The sequence below is a fragment of the Mycobacterium sp. genome (assembly GCF_032162605.1).
GTDB lineage: Bacteria > Actinomycetota > Actinomycetes > Mycobacteriales > Mycobacteriaceae > Mycobacterium.
In genome coordinates, this window is the sequence record NZ_JAVROT010000089.1 from 1 (window position 1) to 17,665 (window position 17,665).

Annotated in this window: 19 protein-coding genes and 3 pseudogenes; 11 read left to right on the forward strand and 11 right to left on the reverse strand. The window is 66.6% G+C overall.

Going from position 1 to position 17,665, the window contains the following annotated elements; genetic code table 11:
* The 9 genes and pseudogenes from QOI01_RS05250 to QOI01_RS05290 all read right to left on the reverse strand — a co-directional run.
* Positions 1-556, reverse strand: a 556-nt coding sequence (locus QOI01_RS05250) for a serine/threonine-protein kinase (protein ID WP_526379132.1), incomplete at its 3' end; no start/stop codon positions are given.
* A 90-nt stretch (positions 557-646) separates the two neighbouring features.
* Positions 647-1,351, reverse strand: coding sequence for a hypothetical protein (locus QOI01_RS05255; protein WP_526379133.1), 705 nt, complete (start codon positions 1,349-1,351; stop codon positions 647-649).
* Between the two features lie 51 nt (positions 1,352-1,402).
* The gene (locus QOI01_RS05260) at positions 1,403-2,491 is read right to left on the reverse strand and encodes a hypothetical protein (RefSeq protein WP_526379134.1); all 1,089 of its coding nucleotides are present in this window, start codon (positions 2,489-2,491) and stop codon (positions 1,403-1,405) included.
* 72 nt (positions 2,492-2,563) lie between these two features.
* On the reverse strand, positions 2,564-3,733 hold the full coding sequence (ltp2, locus tag QOI01_RS05265) for a 17-hydroxy-3-oxo-4-pregnene-20-carboxyl-CoA lyase (protein WP_526379135.1): 1,170 nt from the start codon (positions 3,731-3,733) through the stop codon (positions 2,564-2,566).
* Positions 3,733-4,134, reverse strand: coding sequence for a MaoC family dehydratase (locus QOI01_RS05270; RefSeq protein ID WP_526379136.1), 402 nt, complete (start codon positions 4,132-4,134; stop codon positions 3,733-3,735). The genes ltp2 and QOI01_RS05270 overlap by 1 nt, the downstream gene beginning before the upstream one ends.
* A complete protein-coding gene (locus tag QOI01_RS05275; protein ID WP_526379137.1) occupies positions 4,131-5,117 on the reverse strand; it encodes an OB-fold domain-containing protein in 987 nt (328 codons plus the stop codon). Before QOI01_RS05275 ends, QOI01_RS05270 begins: the two co-directional genes overlap by 4 nt.
* Before the next feature lie 28 nt (positions 5,118-5,145).
* A complete protein-coding gene (fadE29, locus tag QOI01_RS05280) occupies positions 5,146-6,321 on the reverse strand; it encodes an acyl-CoA dehydrogenase FadE29 (RefSeq protein ID WP_526379138.1) in 1,176 nt (391 codons plus the stop codon).
* A complete protein-coding gene (locus QOI01_RS05285; RefSeq protein ID WP_526379139.1) occupies positions 6,306-7,325 on the reverse strand; it encodes an acyl-CoA dehydrogenase family protein in 1,020 nt (339 codons plus the stop codon). Before QOI01_RS05285 ends, fadE29 begins: the two co-directional genes overlap by 16 nt.
* 47 nt (positions 7,326-7,372) lie before the next feature.
* Positions 7,373-8,614, reverse strand: a pseudogene (locus QOI01_RS05290) (cytochrome P450).
* Positions 8,615-8,734: 120 nt separating this feature from the next.
* Between QOI01_RS05290 and QOI01_RS05295 the strand changes: the two are divergent.
* The 4 genes from QOI01_RS05295 to QOI01_RS05310 are packed head-to-tail and all read left to right on the forward strand — an operon-like array spanning position 8,735 to position 11,135.
* Complete coding sequence (locus QOI01_RS05295; protein ID WP_526379140.1) at positions 8,735-9,898, forward strand: steroid 3-ketoacyl-CoA thiolase; 1,164 nt, start codon at positions 8,735-8,737, stop codon at positions 9,896-9,898.
* Positions 9,898-10,281 carry a DUF8021 domain-containing protein gene (locus tag QOI01_RS05300; protein WP_526379141.1) on the forward strand — a complete coding sequence of 128 codons (384 nt, stop codon included), beginning with the start codon at positions 9,898-9,900 and terminating at the stop codon, positions 10,279-10,281. Before QOI01_RS05295 ends, QOI01_RS05300 begins: the two co-directional genes overlap by 1 nt.
* Positions 10,223-10,642: a nitroreductase family deazaflavin-dependent oxidoreductase gene (locus tag QOI01_RS05305; protein WP_526379148.1), complete on the forward strand. Its 420-nt coding sequence runs from the start codon at positions 10,223-10,225 to the stop codon at positions 10,640-10,642. Before QOI01_RS05300 ends, QOI01_RS05305 begins: the two co-directional genes overlap by 59 nt.
* A gap of 46 nt (positions 10,643-10,688) precedes the next feature.
* Positions 10,689-11,135, forward strand: coding sequence for a nitroreductase family deazaflavin-dependent oxidoreductase (locus tag QOI01_RS05310; protein WP_526379149.1), 447 nt, complete (start codon positions 10,689-10,691; stop codon positions 11,133-11,135).
* Between the two features lie 6 nt (positions 11,136-11,141).
* On the opposite strand, the gene QOI01_RS05315 is transcribed toward QOI01_RS05310, so the two are convergent.
* Together QOI01_RS05315 and QOI01_RS05320 are read right to left on the reverse strand one after the other, a co-directional pair.
* Positions 11,142-12,047: an SDR family oxidoreductase gene (locus QOI01_RS05315; RefSeq protein ID WP_526379142.1), complete on the reverse strand. Its 906-nt coding sequence runs from the start codon at positions 12,045-12,047 to the stop codon at positions 11,142-11,144.
* A gap of 17 nt (positions 12,048-12,064) precedes the next feature.
* On the reverse strand, positions 12,065-12,817 hold the full coding sequence (locus tag QOI01_RS05320; protein WP_526379150.1) for an SDR family oxidoreductase: 753 nt from the start codon (positions 12,815-12,817) through the stop codon (positions 12,065-12,067).
* Between the two features lie 105 nt (positions 12,818-12,922).
* Between QOI01_RS05320 and echA20 the strand changes: the two genes are divergently transcribed.
* The 7 genes and pseudogenes from echA20 to QOI01_RS05355 all read left to right on the forward strand — a co-directional run bounded on the left by echA20 (position 12,923) and on the right by QOI01_RS05355 (position 17,548).
* The gene (gene echA20, locus QOI01_RS05325) at positions 12,923-13,684 is read left to right on the forward strand and encodes a (7aS)-7a-methyl-1,5-dioxo-2,3,5,6,7,7a-hexahydro-1H-indene-carboxyl-CoA hydrolase (RefSeq protein WP_526379143.1); all 762 of its coding nucleotides are present in this window, start codon (positions 12,923-12,925) and stop codon (positions 13,682-13,684) included.
* Positions 13,681-14,583, forward strand: a complete 903-nt coding sequence (ipdA, locus tag QOI01_RS05330; protein ID WP_526379144.1) for a cholesterol ring-cleaving hydrolase subunit IpdA — start codon at positions 13,681-13,683, stop codon at positions 14,581-14,583. Before echA20 ends, ipdA begins: the two co-directional genes overlap by 4 nt.
* Positions 14,580-15,329, forward strand: coding sequence for a cholesterol ring-cleaving hydrolase subunit IpdB (ipdB, locus tag QOI01_RS05335; protein WP_526379145.1), 750 nt, complete (start codon positions 14,580-14,582; stop codon positions 15,327-15,329). The genes ipdA and ipdB overlap by 4 nt, the downstream gene beginning before the upstream one ends.
* On the forward strand, positions 15,326-16,435 hold the full coding sequence (ipdC, locus tag QOI01_RS05340) for a (3aS,4S,5R,7aS)-5-hydroxy-7a-methyl-1-oxo-octahydro-1H-indene-4-carboxyl-CoA dehydrogenase (protein WP_526379146.1): 1,110 nt from the start codon (positions 15,326-15,328) through the stop codon (positions 16,433-16,435). The genes ipdB and ipdC overlap by 4 nt, the downstream gene beginning before the upstream one ends.
* A gap of 114 nt (positions 16,436-16,549) precedes the next feature.
* Positions 16,550-16,684 (forward strand): annotated as a pseudogene (locus QOI01_RS05345) (SatD family protein); the annotation flags it as partial.
* A 114-nt stretch (positions 16,685-16,798) separates the two neighbouring features.
* Positions 16,799-17,045, forward strand: a pseudogene (locus QOI01_RS05350) (hypothetical protein); the annotation flags it as partial.
* A 95-nt stretch (positions 17,046-17,140) separates the two neighbouring features.
* A complete protein-coding gene (locus tag QOI01_RS05355; RefSeq protein ID WP_526379147.1) occupies positions 17,141-17,548 on the forward strand; it encodes a YciI family protein in 408 nt (135 codons plus the stop codon).
* Positions 17,549-17,665: the final 117 nt, after the last annotated feature.

The following is a 17,665-nucleotide window of genomic DNA, read 5'->3' on the forward strand; positions in this document are numbered from 1 at the left end:
TGACGTCACGGGCCAAACCGAAGTCGGTCAACAGGATTCGCTGCTCACCATCGTCGTCGAGATGGGTGATCATGATGTTGGCGGGTTTGACGTCGCGGTGCAGCAGGCCCCGTTTGTGAGCGCTGTCCAAGGCCCTGGCGACGGCGATGACGATCTGAGCGACCTCCTCGGCAGGCATTCCCGTCGGATGACGCTCGGCGACCAGACGAGCGGCGTCCAACCCGTCGACGTAATCCATGGAGATCCAGAGTTGACCGTCGGCCTCGCCCCGGTCGTGCACGCCAACGATGTTGGGATGCCAGAGCGTCGACGCGAGGTCGGCCTCCCGGTTGAAGCGGGCCCGGTAGTCGGCGTCGGCCGACCAGTCGCGCGGAAGCAACTTCAAGGCGTCCCGGCGCGGGAGCCTCGGATGCTGCGCGAGGTACACCCTGCCCATGCCACCAGAGCCCAGCAGACCGATGATCTGATAGCCGGCGAAGACGTGGCCGTTGGTCAACGCGTCGTCCGGCAGGGGTGGTTGTGACGGCCACTCATCCGGCGGCGGCGGGGAAGTCATGCCCGTACCTCCGAGTCGCTCACTGTCACCACACGAACCCCGCGCATCACTATCGAGGGTAGTGGGCGATGGCGCGTCGGCGCGCCCGCGTCACATTCTGCGCGACAGATCCTCGCCTCCGCCGTGGCGCGGATGCTCGGGCGGAGCCACGGGTGCCGGGCCCGCGCCGTTGGGGGCGGCATCCGGTGCGGCGGCGTCGAGTGGTGCCCGTTCGTGCCTGCCGCCCTTCTCGTGCTCGTCGCGGTCCCCATCCGAAGCCTGATCGTGGCCGCCGGCGGCATCGTCGCGAGACTGTTGCGGTGCAGCGCCCGCACCACCCGGCCCCTGGCCGGCGGAGGGCTGACCCGAAGATGGCTGGGCGCCTGCGGCAGTCGAGCCGCCCTGCGAACCACCACCCTGCGAACCGCCGCCGCCCTGAGCCGCCTTCATGGCCTCCTGCATCATCGAGCCGAACATTCCGGACTGCCCACCGGCCTGCTGCCCCGCCTGCTGCGCCATCTGGCCGACCTGCCCGAGCATCTGCCCGAGCTGACCCACCGACTGTCCACCGGCGTCGTCGGCGTTCTGGTATGCGGAATCAGCGCTGGTGACCTTGCCGGAGAACGTGGTCTCCTTTGCCGACAGCGCGGCGACGCTGGCCGTCAGCGGAGCGGTCAACGTCGGAAGCACCCCGGCGATCGTCATGCTCATCGCATCCTCGCCGGGCGCCAGCATGGGCATCTCCGGCGGCATGACGCTCGCGGGATTCCAGTTCAGTGGGCCGTCGGGCGTCGACATCGGACTCATCGACGTCATCGGAGATCACCTCCGGTAGGGGTAAACGTCTGTACTGGGCGCACGCCCACCTCACCAATCATCGTCGACGTCCTCTCCGAGGTCGTATTCCAGGGGTGCGGGAGGCGCCAGCGACGCCGCGGTCCCTCCGGTCTCGCCGCGGTGGCCGCCGCCCATCATGCCCATCCCGCCGCCCATTCCCGCGCCGCCCGCACTGACGGGCGCCAGCCCACCGATCGCCGAACTGCTTGCGCCCGCCGGCCGCACCGCGACGCTCGTGTCACTCCCCACCAGCTTCGCCATGAGCGGTGACTGAGGGGAGACCCCGCCGGAGCCCGGCAGCGAGGCTGCCTTGACCATGCCCCCGCCACCTCCGGCACCCGACCCGCCCGCCAAGGGGTGATTGGAGAACGACGAGAACGGCATCCCCGCTCCGCTGGAACCGCCCTTGCCCCCCGCTGACATGAGCTGCTGCAGCGGCTGCATGATCTGCTGTAGCGGCTGCATGAGCTGCTGCGGAGCCTGCGTCAGCATCCCGCCGATCTGCTGCGGGAGTTGCATCGCCATCTGGCCCATCTGCATCATCATCTGCATCGCCTGCTCAGAACCCTTGTCCGCGGCCTGGGACGCCTGAGCCGTCCCCGGGGGCGCACCGGGATTCGGGATGCTGGGCGGCACCCCGAGTCCGCCCGCAAGTTCCGCCGAGTTGGCGTTGACGGCGGCGATGTTCTGCGAAAGGCCCAACTTGATCCGGCTCTGCACCAACTCCTGAGCGTTGCCGAACGGCATCGCCGAGAGCATCTCGCACTCGTGCTGCGTCTCCTGCGCCATCGTGTTCACCAGGAGCTTGGTCTTGGCGACCGTGGCCTCCATGCCTCGCAGTTTGAGGGCGATCGCAGCCGCCTGTGCCGCGTTGGCCTCGTGGCCGGCGATGATGGTGGTGGCCTCGCTCGTGGCGGCCACGGCGGCGCCACCCTTCCAGGTGTCGGTCAACTGCATCATCTGGCCCTGCTGCTGCGGTACCACCGACCCGGTCAGCTTGGCGGCAAACGCCTCGTATTGGGCGGCTGCCGACGAGAGCGCCTCCTCGTCGACGTTCGGCCAACCCGGTCCGGTCACCGTCTGTGACCCGAACGGGCTGCTGTCGGGCTGGATCCCCATGACACGGCTCCCCTTCCGCGTAGCTCGTCGTCTCGAAGAGAGATTACCGCCGACGCGGGGGGTGGCAACGCACTAGCCGAGGATCAGGCCCGACGTCGGGACCCCGGTGCCTGCCGTGACCAGGACGTGCTCCACGTCGGGCACCGGATTGACCGACGTGCCCCGCAGCTGACGCACGCCCTCGGCGATGCCGTTCATGCCGTGAATGTAGGCCTCGCCCAGTTGGCCACCGTGGGTGTTGATGGGCAAACGTCCACCGATCTCGATGGCGCCGTCGGCGATGAAGTCCTTTGCCTCACCCCAACCGCAGAAACCCAGCTCCTCGAGCTGGATCAGCGTGAACGGCGTGAAGTGGTCGTACAGGATCGCGGTCTGGATGTCGGTCGGCTTCAGCCCGGATTGTGCCCACATCTGCTTGCCGACCAGACCCATCTCGGGAAGACCGTCGAGTTCGGGCCGGTAGTAGCTGACCATCGAATACTGATCGGGGCTGGCACCCTGCGCCGCCGCCTGCATGATGGCCGGGCGATTCTTCAGGTCCTTGGCCCGCTCCGCCGAGGTGATCACTAGCGCGACGCCGCCGTCGGTCTCCTGACAACAGTCCAGCAGTCGCAACGGTTCGGCAATCCACCGCGAGGCCTGGTGCTCCTCGATGGTGATGGGCTTCTCGTAAAAGTAGGCCTTCGGGTTCTTGGCGGCGTGCTTGCGGTCCGCGACCGAGATCGCGCCGAAGTCCCTGCTCGTCGCGCCAGACAGGTGCATGTACCGCTTGGCGATCATCGCGACTTGCGCTGCGGGCGTGGATAACCCGTGCGGATACGAGAAGGAGTTGTCGACTCCCGTCGAGTCGGCGTTCTCCACGAGCCGCATCTGCACCTGGCCGAACCGCATCCCCGACCGCTCGTTGAAGGCGCGGTAGGCCACCACGCAGTCGGCGATACCGGTGGCGACGGCCATGGCCGCCTGCTGAACGGTGGCGCACGCCGCACCGCCGCCGTGGTGGATCTTCGAGAAGAACTTGAGATCCCCGATTCCCGTGGCGCGTGCGACGGCGACCTCGGTGTTGGAGTCCATCGTGAACGTCGTCATGCCGTCGACGTCGGCGGGCGTGAGCCCCGCGTCGTCCAGCGCGTCGAGCACGGCCTCCGCCGCGAGCCGAAGCTCGCTGCGGCCAGAGTTCTTCGAGAAGTCGGTTGCGCCGATGCCGACGATCGCGGCCTTGCCGGACAGTGGGCCGGGCATTAGGCACCTCCCACTGTCAGGGTCGCGTTCGCGATCACGTGATCGCCAAGACTGTTGCTGCCCACGACCTTCAGCGTGATCAGCCCGTCGTCGACCGCAGTGACCTCCCCGGAGAACGTCACCGTGTCGTAGGCGTACCAGGGCACACCGAGCCGAAGTCCAATCGACTTGATCAGCGCGTTCGGCCCAGCCCAGTCGGTGATGTAGCGCTGTACCAGGCCGGTGTCGGTGAGGATGTTGACGAAGATGTCCTTGGACCCCTTGGTCTGCGCCTTGTCCCTGTCATGGTGCACGTCCTGGTAGTCGCGGGTGGCGATGGCCGTCGAGACGATGAAGGTGGGATCGCCGTACAGCCTGAGTTGGGGCAGCTTGGCGCCGACCGCTACCGTCGTTGCGCTCATGCCGCGCCCTCTCCAACGGGTTCCCATGCGTAGTTGGTCCAAGCCGGCCCGACGTCGTTGGTCGGGAAGTCGATGTACATGGCACGCACCGGCATTCCGATCTCCACTCCTGCGGGGTCGACGTTGCGTAGCTCGCCGAGCATCCGCACGCCTTCTTCGAGTTCGACGAGTGCGATGACGAACGGCGGGGTGCGGCCGGGCACCTTGGGCGCATGGTGCACGACGAAGCTGAACACCGTGCCCTTGCCGCTGGCGACCTGGTATTCGGTCTCGGTTTCCCTGTCCAGCCAGAGCGCGGGCACCGGCGGGTGCTGCAACGTGCCGTCTGCCCGCTTCTGGATGCGCAGTTGGTGCGCGTTGACGCCGTTCCAGAAGAACTTGGTGTCCTTGGACGACGCCGGACGCATCGCGTTGTCGGCATCCAGATCGTCGGGCACCGATGAAACTGTCGACGCCTGGGCCTCCCCCTTTTCCACGGGGATGAACTTCATGATGCGCCACATCATCTCGGCGACGTCCTCATCGCCGACGGACCACGTGATCCGCTGCGTGATGAAGAACGCCTCGCCCAGCGCAGTCCGCTTCGGGCCGACCACGTCAGTCAGTTCGGCGGCGACACTGACTTCCTCGCCCGGACGAAGGTAGCGGTGGTAGGTCTGCTCACAGTTGGTGGCGACGACGCCGATATAGCCTGCGTCATCGAACAATTCGAGGATCTTGCCCAACGGGTCGTCGTCGGGACGGACGCTGCCGAGGCCCTTCATCGTCCAGACCTGGATCATCGCGGGCGGTGCGACGACGCCGGGGTGACCGGCGGACTTCGCCGCCGCCTCGTCGACGTAGATCGGGTTCTTGTCACCGATGGCGTCGAGCCAGTGGTCGATCATCGGCTGGTTGACTGGGTGGCGTCCGACTCGGGGCTTGCTTCGCCCCTCGGCCCTGACCCGCTCGGCGGCGGCCTGGATATCCTCGACGGCATTCATGATTCTCTGTTCTTCGCGCCAGCGCTCATCACCGCGGCACCCTCGGCACCTTGAGTCCCGACGCCGCGATCATCTCGCGCATCACCTCGTTGACACCGCCGCCGAAGGTGATGACCAGATTGCGCTTGGTTTGGCTGTCGAGCCATTCCAGCAGCTCTGCCGTCTCGGCGTCAGCTGGGTTTCCGTGTGCGCCGACGATTTCTTCGGCCAGTCGCCCGGCGTACTGAATGCGCTCAGTGCCAAAGACTTTGGTTGCCGCGGCGTCCGCTACGTCGATGGTCTCGCCGCCTGCCGCTACCTGCCAGTTGAGCAACTCGTTGATGCGCCACATCGCCTTGAGCTCACCGAGCGAGCGCTTGACATCGTCCTGGTCGAGCGGGATGTCTCCATTGCTGCCGGGCTTGGACGCCCAAGCGTGGATCCGGTCGTACAGTCCCGCGACCCGGCCCGCCGGACCGAGCATCACCCGCTCGTTGTTGAGCTGTGTGGTGATCAGCCGCCAGCCGGCGTTCTCCTCGCCAACGAGCATGTCGGCGGGCACCCTGACGTCGTTGTAGTACGTCGCGTTCGTGTGATGTGCGCCGTCCGACAAGATCATCGGCGTCCACGAGTAACCGGGATCCGTCGTATCGACGATCAGAATCGAAATACCCTTGTGCTTGACGGCTTCCGGATCGGTGCGGCACGCGAGCCAAACGTAGTCGGCGTCATGCCCACCGGTGGTGAAGACCTTCTGCCCGTTGACCGTGTAATACCCGGTGGCCTCGTCCCCCGTGCGAACCGCGGTGGTACGCAACGACGCCAGGTCGGTGCCCGCATCCGGCTCGGTGTAGCCGATCGCAAAGTGAACGTCGCCGGCGAGGATCCCGGGAAGGAACTTCTTCTTCTGCACCTCGCTGCCGTACTGCTGCAGGGTCGGTCCTACGGTCTGCAGCGTCACCGCGGGCAGCGGTACGTCGGCACGCTGCGCCTCGTTGACGAAGATCGACTGCTCGATGGGACCGAAACCGTGGCCGCCGTACTCCTTGGGCCAGCCGACGCCCAGCTTGCCGTCGGAGCCCATGCGCTTGATCACCGCACGATAGGCCTTGCCGTGCCGGTCGGCCTCCATCTCCTTGGCCTCTTCGGGGGAGATGAGGCTCGAAAAGTACTGCCGCAGTTCGGCTTGCAGCTGTCGCTGTTCGGGGGTTAGTTCGATGTACATTGCGCTCCCACCAGGTCGAGGCGGTGTGATGGCCCACCCAGCAGCCGGGTCAGGTCCTTGATGGTCGAGTAGTAGCGGTCCATCGGGTAGGCGATGTCCATGCCCATGCCGCCATGCATGTGGTGGCACAGCTGCATCACCGGCGGAGCTTGCGACGTCACCCAGTAGCCGAGCACGTCCAGGTCCTCGTCGGCGTCGCGCCCCTCCGACAGACGCCAGACCACCGACGTTGCTGCCAAGGCGATGGTGCGGGACGCGATGTAGACCTCGGCGAGTTGGGCGGCCACGGTCTGGAATGTCGACAACGGTTTGCCGAACTGCTCACGGGTGGCGACGTAGTCGGCGGTGAGCCGCAACGCGCCTGCGACGAGGCCCGCCGCGAAGGCGCCCGTCGTCGCCAACGCCAACTGGTTGACCCGGTGTGGCTGGGCGCCGGCGAGCACGTCCGAGCCGGGCACCGTAACGTCATCGAATTCGACCACGTACTCATCGGAGTGGTTGGACGTCGGGGTCTTCGTCAACGTCACCCCGTGAGCCTTGGACGGGACCACGACGACACCGCCATCTGTGGTGACGACGAGCCAATCCGCTTGTTCGGCAAAGGGAACGCCGACCTTGGTGCCAGAAAGCTTGCCGCCCGACGACGTTGACTTCGGACGGTCCGGCAGCGCGGTGCCCGGCTCGTTCAGCGCGGCGCTCAGCAGGCCGCCCTTGGGCACCCCGGCGAGGTAACGGTCCTGCTGCTCGTCGGACGCCAGGTCCAGCAGCGGCACGAGCCCGAGCCCGAGCGTCGCCAGTGCGGGGCCTACGGTGCCGTGCCGACCGATCTCGGTCAGCGCCGTGGTGATCTCGGCCAGTCCCAGCCCGTCACCGCCGAGCCGTTCCGGCACGCCGAATGCGATGACGCCCCCGGCGACGAGTGCGTCCCAACTGTTGTCCCTGTCGAGCGCAGAAGTCACCACGTCCGCGACGGCCTGCTGCCCTTCGTCTGGGCTGAAGTCCACCCGAATCCTCCTTGATTCCTGGGAGTTTGATCGTCGTTGAGCGCTCGCTAAGTAGAAGCGCCGCTGTAGTCGACCTGCCAGTGCTTGATCCCGTTGAGCCAACCCGACCGTAGCCGTTCGGGCTCGCCGACGGGTTTCAGATCGGGCATGTGGTCGGCGACCGCGTTGAAGATCAGGTTGATGGTCATCCGGGCCAGGTTCGCGCCGATGCAGAAGTGGGCGCCCGTGCCGCCGAACCCGACGTGCGGATTCGGGTCGCGCAGGATGTTGAAGGAGTGCGGAACCTCGAACACCTCTTCGTCGAAGTTGGCCGAGCGTTAGGACATAACCAACAGCTCGCCCTACTTGAACTGCACACCTGAGAGCTCTGTGACCTCGATCGCGGTGCGCTGGAACGCCGACACGGGAGTGGCCCAGCGGATGATCTCGTCGGCCGTCGTGGAGGGGCGCTCCTTCTTGAAGAGCTCCCACTGGTCCGGGTTGTTCGCCAGCGCGATCATGCCGTGGGTGATCGAGTTGCGGGTCGTCTCGTTGCCCGCGACCGCGAGCATGATGACGAAGAAGCCGAACTCGTCGTCGGAGAGCTTCTCCCCTTCGACGTCGGCCTGGATGAGCGTGGTGACGATGTCGTCGGTCGGGTTCTTGCCCCGCTCGTCGGCCATGGCCATCGCGTACATGATCAGTTCCATCGACGACTGCGCCGGGTCGACCTCGGCGAACTCGGGATCCTCACCGCCGGTCATCTCGTTCGACCAGCGGAACAACTTGTCGCGGTCCTCCTGCGGAACACCGAGCAGGCCGGCGATCGCCTGCAGCGGCAGCTCGCAGGACACCTGCTCGACGAAGTCGCCGCTGCCCTCCGACGCCGCGGACTTGGCGATGTTCTGGGCGCGCTGCGCGAGTTCCTCCTCGAGCCGGCCGATGGCGCGCGGCGTGAAACCGCGGGAGATGATCTTGCGGAGTCGGGTGTGGTGCGGCGCGTCCATGTTGAGCATGACGCTGCGCTGCAACTCGACCGACTCGCGCGTCATCTCCTTGGGCCAGGTCGGGATCGCGCCGTTCTGCCAGCTGGAGAAGACGTCGCTACGGCGAGAGACTTCCTTGACGTCGGCATGCTTGGAGACGAGCCAGTAGCCGTGGTCCTCGAAACCGCCGGCGCCTTCCGGGATGTCGACCCAGTGGATCGGCTCGGTCTTGCGGAGTTCGGCGAGTTCGGCGACGGGCAGGCCGACGAGGTTGACGTCGGGATCCAGGAAGTCGAAGTCGGCGGGGATATTGGGGGGTGTCACAGTGTGCGCTCCTCAATTGCAACGTGTTCTAGTTCCAGTAAAACACGCCTCCACCGCAGATCAAAGGCGCGGAGCCAACGCGGCTTGTCAGACTAATGAAACGTGTTCTAGCCTGGCGGAATGGGTAACCCTGTCATCGTCGAAGCCACTCGCAGCCCGATCGGGAAGCGCAACGGTTGGCTCTCGGGCCTACACGCGACCGAGCTGCTGGGCGCCGTTCAGAAGGCGCTGGTGGAGAAGGCCGGCATCGACGCCGGCGACGTCGAACAGCTGATCGGGGGTTGCGTCACGCAGTTCGGCGAGCAGTCGAACAACATCACCCGCGTCGGCTGGCTGACTGCGGGTCTGCCCGAGCACGTCGGCGCCACTACGGTCGACTGCCAGTGCGGCAGCGCGCAGCAGGCCAATCACCTGGTCGCCGGACTGATCGCCGGCGGGGCGATCGACATCGGCATCGCGTGTGGCATCGAGGCCATGAGCCGGGTGGGCCTTGGCGCCAACGCGGGTCCGGACCGCTCCATCATTCGCGCGTCGTCGTGGGACATCGACTTGCCCGACCAGTTCACCGCGGCCGAGCGAATCGCCAAGCGGCGCGGCATCACTCGCGAGGAGATCGACGCGTTCGGCTTCGCCTCGCAGCAGAAGGCCAAGGTGGCCTGGGCCGAGGGGCGCTTCGACCGGGAGATCTCGCCTATCGTCGCGCCGGTGCTCGACGAGAACAAGCGGCCGACGTCCGAACTCGCATCCGTCACCCGCGATCAGGGCCTGCGCGACACCACGCTCGAAGGCCTGGCGCAGCTGAAGCCCGTGATGGAGGGCGGAATCCACACGGCGGGCACGTCGTCGCAGATCTCCGACGGCGCGGCCGCGGTGCTGTGGATGGACGAGTCCGTGGCAAAAGCGCATGGCCTAACCCCGAGGGCCCGCATCGTCAGCCAGGCCAACGTCGGTTCGGAGGCGTACTACCACCTCGACGGGCCCGTGCAGTCGACCGCCAAGGTGCTGGAGAAGGCTGGGATGAAGATGGGCGACATCGACGTCGTCGAGATCAACGAAGCCTTCGCATCGGTGGTGCTGTCCTGGGCCCGTGTGCACGAGCCGGACCTGGACCGCGTCAACGTCAACGGCGGGGCGATCGCACTCGGCCACCCGGTGGGCAGCACCGGAGCCCGCCTGATCACGACCGCGCTGCACGAGCTGGAGCGCACCGACAAGAGCACTGCGCTGATCACGATGTGCGCGGGCGGCGCTCTATCCACCGGCACCATCATCGAGCGGATCTGATGTCAGCTCCCCAGGTCACGGACACCGATCGCATCGCGGCCGCCCAGGCGTACATCGATGCGTTGGTCAGTCACGACGCCAGTGCCGTCCCCCTTGCACCGGCGTGCACTCGCATCGAAATCGGGATCAAGACGGGATATTCGGGAGCTCATCTCCGCCGCAGCTTGAACGGCGGCCTTCAGTACCGGGTCATCCGCGCGACCACCGCGCCCGAGTTCACCGTCGTCGGCGAATCCGTCCGCGCCAAGTTCGATCTGGTGACGAAGCCGTCCATCGGTGGCCGACGGGTCGGTGCGCACATCGACGAGACATTCGTCATCCGCGCTGACGGCCAGATCCACCACATCCGGGCCGACATCCGGCCGTTCCTACACGTCGATTAGGTTGCGCAGATCGCGGGCAGCAGACCCAAGTGGCATTCCCGTCGCCCTGCTGACCACCACGGGCCGCAAGTCCGGCGAGCCGCGCGACAGCCCGCTCTACTTTCACCGCGACGGGGACAAGGTCATCGTCGCGGCGTCCAAGGGCGGCAGCGACAAACATCCGATGTGGTATCTGAACTCGAGGGACAACCCGAAGGTCAAGGTTCAGATCAAGGACGAAACCCTGCAGCTGACCGCGCGCGAGGCCACCGAGGCCGAGCGCGAGCTCTACTGGCCCAAGCTCGTCGCGATGTATCCCTCCTACGAGGACTATCAGTCCTGGACCGAACGCAAGATCCCGTTGGTGGTCTGCGAGCCCTGACGAGTTTGCAGCAGGTCGGTCCCGGATATCTAGGGGCATGGCCGATCTGTCCGAACGCATCCGCAACTCGAGGGTGCTGGCGGTTGCGCTGAAGTACTTCTCCCGAGCGCACATCGCCGTGTACCAGCGCACAAACGGCAGGCTGGGCGCCAAGCTCCTGTGGTTTCCGGTGGCGCTGGTCACCACGACCGGACGCAAGTCGGGCAGACCGAGGACGACCGCCACGCTGTGCGTGCGCGACGGCGCGAAGGTGGTCCTGCCCGCCTCCTTCGGAGGCAGGGACGGCAACCCGCTGTGGTATCTGAATCTGAAGGCGAATCCGGTTGTGCAGGTGCAGGTTCGCGACGAGCACCTGACGATGACGGCCCGCGACGCCACTGACGAAGAGCGCAGGCGCTACTGGCCCGTGCTGATCAAGATGTACCCACCGTACAAGGGCTATCGCGACGCCGCCGACCGCGTCATCCCGCTGGTGGTGTGCGAACCCGCGTAGTCGCGGCTAGGCGCCGAACACCGGAAGCGGTGTCCTGGACCTGGCAAGCAGGTCGGTGACGACGGGACCGAGTTCGGCCGGCTCCCAGCGCGCACCCTTGTCAGCCTGCGCGCCGCGGGCCCAGCCCTCGGCGACCCGGATGATGCCGCCCTCGACCTCGAACACCTTGCCGGTGACGTCGCGCGACTCTGCGCTGCCCAGCCAGACGACCAGCGGCGAGATGTTCTCCGGCGCCATGGCGTCGAAGTCGGAGTCCTGCGTCGACATCATCTCGGCGAAGACCGTCTCGGTCATCCTGGTGCGGGCCGACGGGGCGATGGCGTTGACGGTGACGCCGTAGCGGCCCATCTCGGCGGCCGCCACCAGCGTCAGTCCCGCGATACCCGCCTTGGCCGCGCTGTAATTGCCTTGTCCCACACTGCCTTGAAGACCGGCGCCGGAACTGGTGTTGATGATGCGCGCGTCGACCGACCTGCCCTCCTTGGACTGCGCACGCCAGTAGGATCCTGCGTGCCTGATCGTCGCGAAGTGTCCCTTGAGGTGCACGGCGACGACGACGTCGAACTCCTCTTCGCTGGTGTTGGCCACCATTCTGTCGCGGACGATGCCGGCATTGTTCACCAGCACGTCGAGGCCGCCGAACTCCTCGACCGCGGTTCGGATCAGCTCTTCGGCCTGCGTCCAGTCGGCGACGTTCGCACCGCTGGCGACGGCTTCCCCACCGGCTGCGGTGATCTCGTCGACGACGCCCTGGGCGGCGCTGCCACCGCCTGCGGGTGAACCGTCGAGACCGACGCCGATGTCGTTCACCACGACGCGGGCGCCCTCGTCGGCGAAGGCCAGCGCGTGCGCGCGTCCGATTCCGCCTCCTGATCCCGTGACGATGACCACCCGGCCGTCAAGCAAGCCCATTTCCGTTGTCTCCTCGATTATTTGATTGCGCTGGTCGTGGCGAGGTAGTGCGGCGGTTCGCCGCCACCGTGCACCTCCAGCGATGCGCCGCTGATGTACGACGCGGCGTCACTGGCCAGAAATGCGGCGGCCCAACCCACGTCGGCGGGCTTGGCGAGTCGTCCGAGTGGGACGTTGGCCGAGATCGCGGCGATCGATTCGGCGTCACCGTAGAAGAGTTCGGACTGCTCGGTCTCGACCATGCCGACGACGAGCGAGTTCACCCGCACCTTCGGTGCCCACTCGACCGCCAGTGTGCTGGTGAGGCTTTCGACGCCCGCCTTGGCCGCGCCGTAGGCAGCCGTGCCCGGTGTGGGCCTGCGGCCGCTGACACTGGCGACGTTGATGATCGAACCGCCGGTGGCCTGGTCCTGCATGCGCTCGTTGGCATGTTGCGAAACCGACAGCGGCCCGAGGAGATTGAGTTCGATGATCTTGGTGCTGAACTTCGCCGAGGCATCGGCGGCCAGAACGTAGGGCGAACCGCCCGCGTTGTTGACCACGACGTCGAGTCGCCCGTGCCGCTCAACGATGGTGTCGATCAACGCCTTCACCGATTCGTCGTCGCGGACGTCGCAGGGCAGGAAGTCGTAGGGCAGACCCTCGACGGGGCGACGGGCGCACGTCACCACCGTCGCCCCCTGACCGGCGAATACCGCACTTATGCCTGCGCCGACCCCACGCACACCGCCGGTCACCAGGACGACGCGGCCACTCAGCTGAAGATTCATCCCGGCTTGTAGATCAGCACTGTCAGCCCCATCGGTCACTGTGCTAGCGTACCAAGCAAGTGCTTGCTTAGGTAGTCGCCTCCCAGGAGTAGCCGAGGAATTCGTATGCCGATCACCACCAAGACCGTCGAACCGGGCATCGTCTCGGTCACCGTGGACTACCCACCGGTCAACGCCATCCCGTCGCGAGGCTGGTTCGAGCTCGGCGACGCCATCACTGCCGCGGGCCGAGACCACAGCACTCACGTCGTGATCCTGCGCGCCGAGGGCCGCGGCTTCAACGCGGGCGTCGACATCAAGGAGATGCAGAACACCGAGGGCTTCGGTGCGCTCATCGACGCGAACCGGGGCTGCTTTCACGCGTTCCGCGCGGTGTACGAGTGCGAGGTGCCGGTCGTCGCGGCCGTGAACGGTTTCTGCGTCGGCGGTGGCATCGGACTGATCGGCAACGCCGACGTCATCGTCGCCTCCGACGACGCGACGTTCGGCCTGCCCGAGGTCGAGCGAGGTGCGCTCGGCGCAGCCACCCACCTGTCACGGTTGGTGCCGCAGCACTTGATGCGCCGCCTATTCTTCACCGCCGCGACGGTCGACGCCGCGACGTTGCACCACTTCGGCTCGGTACACGAGGTGGTGCCACGGGCCGACTTGGATGAGTCCGCGCTGCGGGTCGCACGCGACATCGCCGCCAAGGACACCCGCGTGATCCGTGCGGCCAAGGAGGCGCTGAACCTCATCGACGTACAGAGGGTCAACGCCAGTTACCGCATGGAGCAGGGGTTCACGTTCGAGCTCAACCTTGCAGGAGTAGCCGACGAGCACCGCGACGCGTTCGCCGGAACTTCGAAGGGATCCGAAACGGCATGACAGACAAGCGGACCACACTCGACGAGGCCGTCTCGTCCATCGAATCCGGCATGACCATCGGCATCGGCGGCTGGGGCTCCCGGCGCAAGCCGCTGGCGTTCATCCGGGCGCTGTTGCGCACCGACGTCGCCGATCTGACGATCGTGAGCTATGGCGGCCCCGACGTCGGGCTGCTGTGCTCGGCGGGCAAGGTCAAGCGCGTCTACTACGGCTTCGTGTCGCTGGATTCGCCACCGTTCTACGACCCGTGGTTCGCCAAGGCCCGCACCACCGGCGCCATCGAGGCGCGCGAGGTGGACGAGGGCATGCTCCGCTGCGGGCTGCAGGCGGCCGCGCAACGACTGCCGTTCCTGCCGATCCGCGCGGGACTCGGCAGCGACGTCCGCGCGTTCTGGGGTGACGAGCTGAAGACCGTCACCTCGCCGTATGAAACCAACGGCGGCTTCGAGGAACTCGTCGCCATGCCCGCGCTCACGCTCGACGCCGCGTTCGTTCACCTGAATCTCGGTGATGCGCAGGGCAATGCGGCCTACACCGGCATCGACCCGTATTTCGACGACCTCTACCTGATGGCCGCCGCGAAGCGCTTCCTGTCCGTCGAGCGCGTCGTATCGACCGAGGAGTTGGTCAAGGCCGTGCCGCCGCAGGCACTTCTGGTCAACCGGATGATGGTCGACACCGTTGTCGAGGCTCCCAACGGGGCACACTTCACCGTCAACGAGCCGGACTACGGCCGCGACGAGAAGTTCCAGCGGCACTACGCCGAGGCCGCGGGCGCCGACGAGACGTGGCAGGAGTTCGTCGCGACGTACCTGTCGGGCAGCGAAGCCGACTACCAGGCCGCGGTGCGCACGTTCGTCGAAGAGCAGACCTCCCAGAAGAACGAGGCAGCCAAGTGATCTCCGCGACCCGTGCCGAGGTGTGCGCCGTCGCGTGCGCCGAATTGTTCCGCGACGCAGGCGAAATCATGGTCAGCCCGATGACCAACATCGTGTCGATCGGCGCAAGGCTGGCCCGGCTGACGTTCTCACCGGACATTCTGCTGACCGACGGTGAGGCCCGTCTGTTGGCGGATACGCCTGCGATCGGCGACGCGGGGGCCATCGAGGGCTGGATGCCGTTCAGCCGCGTCTTCGAGACCCTGTCCTGGGGCAGGCGCCACGTGGTGATGGGCGCCAACCAGATCGATCGCTACGGCAACCAGAACCTCTCGGCGTTCGGGCCCATCCAGCACCCCACGCGGCAGATGTTCGGCGTCCGTGGCGCACCGGGCAATGCCATCAACCACGCCACCAGCTACTGGGTCGGCAACCACTCCAAGCGCGTCTTCGGCGAGTCCGTCGACATCGTGTCCGGCGTCGGCTGGGACAAGGTGGACCCCGACAACCCCGCCTTCCGATTCCTCAACGTGTACCGCGTGGTGACCAACCTCGGCGTCTTCGACTTCAACGGTCCCGAGCACCAGTTGCGCGCCGTGTCATTGCATCCCGGCGTCGAGCCCGACCAGGTAGCGGCGAACACGTCCTTCGAGGTGCACGACCTCGAGTCGGCACAGACCTCACGGCTGCCCACGGCTGACGAGCAGGAGCTGATCCAGGATGTCATCGACCCGAAGGCGCTGCGGGACAAAGAAGTGCGCGCGTGAGGCCCCAGGGGGCAGGAGCGCAGCGACCAGCGGGATCGGCACGGCTCAAGACGCCGCTCACCGAGCTGATCGGCATCGAGCACCCCGTCGTCCAGACCGGGATGGGGTGGGTGGCGGGCGCGCGACTGGTGGCGGCGACGGCCAACGCCGGCGGCCTCGGCATCCTCGCGTCGGCGACCATGACACTCGAAGAGCTGGCGACCGCGGTCACCAAGGTCAAGGCGGCCACCGACAAGCCATTCGGCATCAACCTCCGTGCCGACGCCCGCGATGCGGACGACCGCATCGACCTCCTGATCCGCGAAGGAGTCAACGTCGCCTCCTTCGCTCTAGCTCCAAAACCGGACCTGATCGCCAAGCTGAAGAAAGCGGGCGTGGTGGTCATCCCGTCGGTCGGTGCCGCCAAACACGCCAAGAAGGTGGCCGGCTGGGGCGCCGATGCGGTGATCGTGCAGGGCGGCGAGGGCGGCGGCCACACCGGCCCGGTCGCGACGACGCTGCTGCTGCCGTCGGTTCTCGACGCCTTGAAGGGCACCGGCATCCCCGTCGTGGCAGCGGGCGGCTTCTTCGACGGCCGGGGACTGGCGGCCGCGCTGTCCTACGGCGCCGCCGGCGTCGCGATGGGCACGCGGTTCTTGTTGACGTCCGACTCGACCGTGCCCGACTCGGTCAAACAGCGTTACCTGGAGTCCGCCTTCGACGCGACCGTGGTGTCGAAGCGCGTCGACGGCATGCCGCACCGCGTGCTGCGCACCGGACTGGTCGAGAAGCTGGAAAGCGGTTCGCGCGCAAGGGGTTTCACCGCAGCAGTGGGCAACGCACAGAAGTTCAAGAAGTTGTCCGGCATGACCTGGCGATCGATGATCGCCGACGGCCTCGCCATGCGCCACGGCAAGGAACTGACCTGGTCTCAGATCGTGATGGCAGCCAACACCCCCATGCTGCTGAAGGCCGGTCTGGTCGAGGGCAACACCGACGCGGGCGTCCTGGCCTCTGGGCAGGTTGCGGGCATCCTCGACGATCTGCCGTCGTGTGCCGAGCTCATCGAGTCGATCGTGAACGATGCCGTGAAGCATCTGCGCGCTGCGGGTTCGTTGATCCAGTAACCTGTCAGCATCAAGTGATTGGCTTCATTTCGCCGTAGTTGAGCTATTACCTTCAAATGACTGAGATGAAGACATCAGCTCCATCGCGGGCGATGCTCATCGGTGACGTCGTCGGGTTCCGCGATCGCCGCGCTATCGCTCCGACTCGCCGTCGCGTCCGACATCGACGTCCGCTTCGGCGTCGGCTGGGGATCGGCCACCATGCTCGACCGCGACACCGGCATCCAGGACGGCCCCGGCTGGCGGTCCTGCTCATCGCCGTCGGCGCCGGTGACGTGTGCCGTCGCCTGATCCATGCCCGCTGGGTGGCGCCGGTGGTCGCCGTCGTCGCGATCGTGGCGTGCACCCTGCTCGGGGCGCTGTGGTCGGCTGCTCGGTTCCATGGAGCGGCTGCTGATCGTGGGGCTGGGCCTCGCGGGTCAGCTGGCCATGGCGTCGGCGGTGGTGGCGGCCAAGAGCGTCATTCGCTTTCCGGAGATCAACGCCAAGCGCGACAAGAACGGTCAATCCCGAACGCGGCGGGATCGACGACGTGACCGAGTACTTCCTCGTCGGCAGCTTCGCCAGCTGGATACTGGCGCTCGGCAGCCTGGCGTTGGTGGCAGCCTCGCATCAGATGAGGCGACGATGTCGAGATGGACCCGTCGGCTCCGTCCCAGGGTTGGATGCGACCACCATGGTCGCGCAGAAGTGAGGAGACCGAGCATGGCGAAGTATCTGTTTCTCAAGCATTACCGTGGCGCCCCCGAGGCCGTCAACAACGTCCCAATGGATCAGTGGACCCCGCAGGAGATCGAGGACCACGTGCAATACATGAACGACTTCGCCAATCGGCTCAAGGACACCGCCGAATACGTCGACAGCCAGGCGCTCTCACCCGAGGGGACGTTCGTCCAGTACGACGGGGACGGCCGACCACCGGTCACCGACGGGCCATTCGCTGAGACCAAGGACCTGATCGCCGGCTGGATGGTGGTCGACGTCGACACCTACGAGCGCGCACTCGCGCTCGCCGGCGAGTTGTCGGCAGCGCCCGGAGCCGGCGGCAAGCCGATCCACGAGTGGCTCGAGGTGCGCCCGTTCCTGACCCATCCGCCGACGGACACCGAGTGACTGGCCCGGCCAGGGCAGACCAGGTGATGGACGAACTACTGCTGCGAGCGCTGACTCCCGCAGTGATCGGCGTGCTCGTGCATCGCGGAGTCGACTTCTCGACGGCCGAAGACGCCA